This is a genomic window from Burkholderia sp. BCC1996 (assembly GCF_905339955.1).
Taxonomy (GTDB): domain Bacteria; phylum Pseudomonadota; class Gammaproteobacteria; order Burkholderiales; family Burkholderiaceae; genus Burkholderia.
The window spans coordinates 1-1,336 of record NZ_CAJPHM010000076.1; the positions used below are offsets into that span (position 1 = coordinate 1).

Here is a 1,336-nt window from a genome sequence, read left to right on the forward strand (position 1 = left end):
TGGAGTTGACCCTGTAATCCCGGACACGGCATCACACTAAGGTTGCTGAATCCATCGAGCGCCGGAACTCGCGAGGCGAGCGGTATTGCAGCGCGCTATGGGGATGCTTCTCGTTGTAATGCTCGAACGCGATGGCCAGGTTGTGTGCCGCAGTTGCTGCGTCCGGCTTCGGCATGAAGGCGACGTAGTCGCGCTTCATCGTCTTCACGAAGCTCTCGGCCATCCCGTTACTTTGTGGGCTGCACACCGGCGTCGTCAATGGCTTCAGGCCGATGGCCACTGCGAACCGACGCGTGTCATCGGCCGTGTAGCCTGAACCGTTGTCGCTCAGCCACTCGATTTCGGACGGTGTATGCAGCTCGTTGCCAAACCGATTTTCCACAGCAGCCAGCATCACATCGCGCACGATGTCGCCGCTGTGGCCTGCCGTCGTAGCCGCCCAGCTCATCGCTTCGCGGTCGCAGCAATCCAGCGCAAACGTCACGCGCAGCGGTTCGCCGTTGTCGCAGCGGAACTCGAAGCCGTCCGAGCACCATCGCTGATTGCTGCGCGCGACGGCCACCTTGCCGTCATGTCGACGTTGCGGCCGAGGCGCAATCGGTCGGCGCTGCATCAGCAGCCCGTGCGTGCGCATGACGCGATAGATACGCTTGGCATTGAACGGCACCAGCCCAACCGCAACGCGCTCGTTGCGCAACGTGCCCCAAACCCGGCGATAGCCATAGCTGGGCAAATCGCCGACGACCCGGCGGATTTCCTCGACCACGCTCGCATCGTCGGTCTGCCGCGATTGACGGCCATCGCGCCACGTCGTCGGACGCGACAGTCGTGCCGATACGTTCGAGCGCGACACGCCGAGAACTTCACAAACCAGTTTCACTGGTCGTCCTCCGGCAGCGAGGGCGAGTGCGCTATCCATTTTTTTGCTCGGCCATACTCGACTGCTTCGCGGAGAATCTCGTTCTCCATGGTCTTCTTGCCGAGCATCCGCTGCAGCTCACGAATCTGCTTGAGTGCATCGGCCAGCTCCGATGCCGGGACCACTTCCTCTCCAGCCTTGACCGCCGACAGGCTCCCGTCTTGGTACAGCTTGCGCCAGTGGAACAGCTGGTTCGGGTTCACGCCGTGCTGGCGCGCGACCATCGAAACCGACTTCCCCGGTTCAAAACTCTCGCGAACCATCGCCAGCTTCTGCTCCGCCGTCCAGCGCCGCCGACGCTCCGGGCCCGTCAACACGTCCATCACTTCCTGCCTGGTGTTAGTCAAAAACACAGTCTTATGCCTACCCGCTAGTTTAAGTGAGAGGCTATGTCCGGTGTTTCAGGGGGCTGCTCCA

1 protein-coding gene is annotated in these 1,336 nt (G+C 61.9%); it reads right to left on the reverse strand.

Annotated elements, in window-relative coordinates; genetic code table 11:
- Positions 1-31: 31 nt before the first annotated feature.
- Positions 32-1,242, reverse strand: a protein-coding gene (locus tag U4Z64_RS37225) for an IS3 family transposase (RefSeq protein WP_321822675.1) whose coding sequence is annotated in 2 segments (ribosomal slippage) — positions 32-927 and positions 927-1,242 — 1,212 coding nt in all. Because the reading frame shifts where the segments join, the coding sequence is not laid out codon by codon here.
- Positions 1,243-1,336 lie beyond the last annotated feature (94 nt).